Annotated in this window: 2 protein-coding genes; both read right to left on the reverse strand. The window is 37.5% G+C overall.

Going from position 1 to position 2,880, the window contains the following annotated elements; all coding sequences use genetic code 11:
- Positions 1-106: 106 nt before the first annotated feature.
- Complete coding sequence (locus ACTNA4_RS15880; RefSeq protein ID WP_441031105.1) at positions 107-1,060, reverse strand: ABC transporter permease; 954 nt, start codon at positions 1,058-1,060, stop codon at positions 107-109.
- Positions 1,061-1,131: 71 nt separating this feature from the next.
- Positions 1,132-2,715 carry an ABC transporter substrate-binding protein gene (locus ACTNA4_RS15885; protein ID WP_441031108.1) on the reverse strand — a complete coding sequence of 528 codons (1,584 nt, stop codon included), beginning with the start codon at positions 2,713-2,715 and terminating at the stop codon, positions 1,132-1,134.
- Positions 2,716-2,880: the final 165 nt, after the last annotated feature.

The following is a 2,880-nucleotide window of genomic DNA, read 5'->3' on the forward strand; positions in this document are numbered from 1 at the left end:
GCAGCGCCCTGAGCCCCCGGAGGGCCTTCCGTCTTATATATTTGCAATTTTCAAGGTTCGTTTGAGCCTGTTTTTTTCGGCCCAGTTTTTCATAGATTACTTGACACTACCGCATAGATTTAATCCGCGGGTCTGTTATACAGTAGAGAACATCTGAAAGTAAATTTCCCAAAATAACTAATGTACCGGAAAGGACAAGAACTGCCATAATAATCGGATAATCCATAGCTGAAATTGCTTTTACAAAATAAGAACCTATTCCCGGCCACGAAAAAATAGTCTCTGTAATAACAGCTCCGGTTACAAGCATCGGTAACGCCATACCCAGCTTCGTAATCAACGGAATCAATACATTTTTGCTTACATGTTTAAATAGAATTTCTGATTTCTTCGCTCCAAACGACTGCTGTACAATAACATAATCTTCTTTAAGCTGAGAAATAGTTGATCCTCTCACATAACGTGTCAAATCAGGTAAAAATCCAATTGTTAATACCATATAAGGCATTGCAAAATGCTGAAGATAATCAATCATACTGTTTTCCAGCCCAATGGTATGCATTCCCATTAATGGAAAGATTTTAAATTTATATCCAAGGAAATACATCATGATCATCGCGATCCAGAATGTAGGTGTCGCTATTCCAATCGAGCAAAAACCGTCAATAATCTTATCCGGCCATCTTCCTTTATTGCTTCCCGCTATCAATCCTAATACAATGGCAAGAAAATATGCAGTTAAATAGGACGGAAGGACTAATTTGATCGTACCTGGTATACGAATCTTGAGATCATATTTAATGCTTGTATGTGATAAAAGAGAATTTCCAAATTCCCCCTGCACAATCTTTCCAAGCCACTTCACGTACTGAACCGGTATTGGATCGTTAAGTCCATATTCTTCTCTTTTTGCCTCAAGCTCTTCTTCAGTCATGCTGTCAGTTCTTAAAGCATCGACTGCATCATATGGCGCCAGATTGATCAATGTAAAACAAATCATAGTTACCAGTATCAAAAGCGGAACGGCCTGCAAAATACGTTTTACGATATATTTTAACATTTAATGACTCCTTTCTCTCACATGAATTAAAGGGAGGTGTCTCCACCTCCCTCTGCCCTAACATAATCATGTTATTTCAGTGTTAACTTAGAGTAATCACCAAATGTGTAAATCGGTGCAAATTTAGCTTCTTCCAAACCACCAACACGTGCATTTGTCACAAGTGTTCTTAAGTTTGTTCCAAATGGATAGAAAATTGCCTCTTCTGAAATTGCTCTTTGAAGTTCATTATAAATCTCTTTACGTTCGGCTTCATCCAAAGTAGCGTTACCTGCAACAAATAACTGATCCACTTTTTCACTGTTGTACATAATCATATTATCCTTTGTAGTCATGAATAATGAAGAATACATATCCGGATCAACACCCATTACATAACCACCAAGGAAGATATCATGTTCTTTATCCTCTGGATCATAAGCTGTACTCATATAGCCCGCCCAGTTAACACCAGTCAATTCAGCAGTAATTCCAATTGCTTTTAATTCTGCCTGAATTGCAAGAGCCATGTTAGTCTGAACACTATCTTCTTCAACATAACAGATTTTAATTGCCTTCGATCCGTTCGCTGTTAATTCTTTTGCTTTTTCTACATCCTGATCCCATTTTTCAACATCATCTGTATAGTAAGCGCTTGTGTACGGCAAGAAAGAATATCCAAGATTATAGAATGAAGGATCTGTATATGCTGCTGTCATAATCTCATCACGATTCAGAGCATATAAAATACCTTCACGATATTCTTTATTGCTCATTGCCTCTGTATTTGGATTTAATCTCAAGTATGCAACACGACCTTCGCTATAATTTGTGATATTAAATGCCGGATTGTCATTATATGGATCTAACATATCCGGTGTTCCAATCCATGCATCCACTTCTCCATTCTGAAGTGCCAGAGTAGCCGTATCATCTTTTTCAATTATTTTAAAGACAATTGTATCAATATTTGCCTCTCCACATCCATAATTTGGATTTTTCGTAAATTTCAAGTACTGACCTGTTACATATTCTTCCAATTTATAAGGTCCTGAACCCACAACTTCTTCTTCAAGCATATTGATATCGAAAGATCCTCTTCCTTCAAAAATATGTTTTGGCAGAATACTTACTTCTGATGATAAAAGTTCAAATGCACTTGCACAAACTGACGGCAATGTAAATGTAACAGTTGTGTCATCTACCTTTTCCACTTTAATCGGCTGGTTATCGACATAAAGATTTTGACCCTGCGCGTTGATACTGTCATATGTATATACAATATCATCTGCTGTCAACGCTTCGCCATCACTCCATTTCAGACCTTCCTTCAATTTCATTGTGTATACAAGTCCATCTTCAGAAGCTTCCATGCTTTCAGCCAGTATATAATTTACAGATCCGTCAGCGTTGATATAATACGCCGGTGAATATAACAAATGACAAGTCATCAGACCAAATCTGTCATCCGCTGTTAACGGATTCAGAGTATTACCGGTATCTCCACCGATTGCATACGTGAAAACGCCATCAACGCCAGCTACCCCAGATTCTGAATTTTCTGTTGTTTCCTGTTTTTTCTGAGTTTCTTCTGTGCTGCTTTTTCCACCACATCCGGCAAGCATGGCTACTGACATGGTAAGACATAATAACACACTTACAATACGTTTTTTCATATTTTTCCTCCATTTTCTTTTGGGGTAGTGTCAAAAACTACCTGTTTTTTTGTTCCAAAATTCAATAAAAACCTTGATTTTATGGGAGAATGCAAATAAAAAGAGCATTGACCTCCCTTTTTCTGGTATAATGTCCTCGACCAAAATTCCAAAACACCAAAGGAG

The sequence above is a fragment of the Bariatricus sp. HCP28S3_A7 genome, from assembly GCF_052066375.1.
Classification (GTDB): Bacteria; Bacillota; Clostridia; order Lachnospirales; family Lachnospiraceae; genus Allocoprococcus.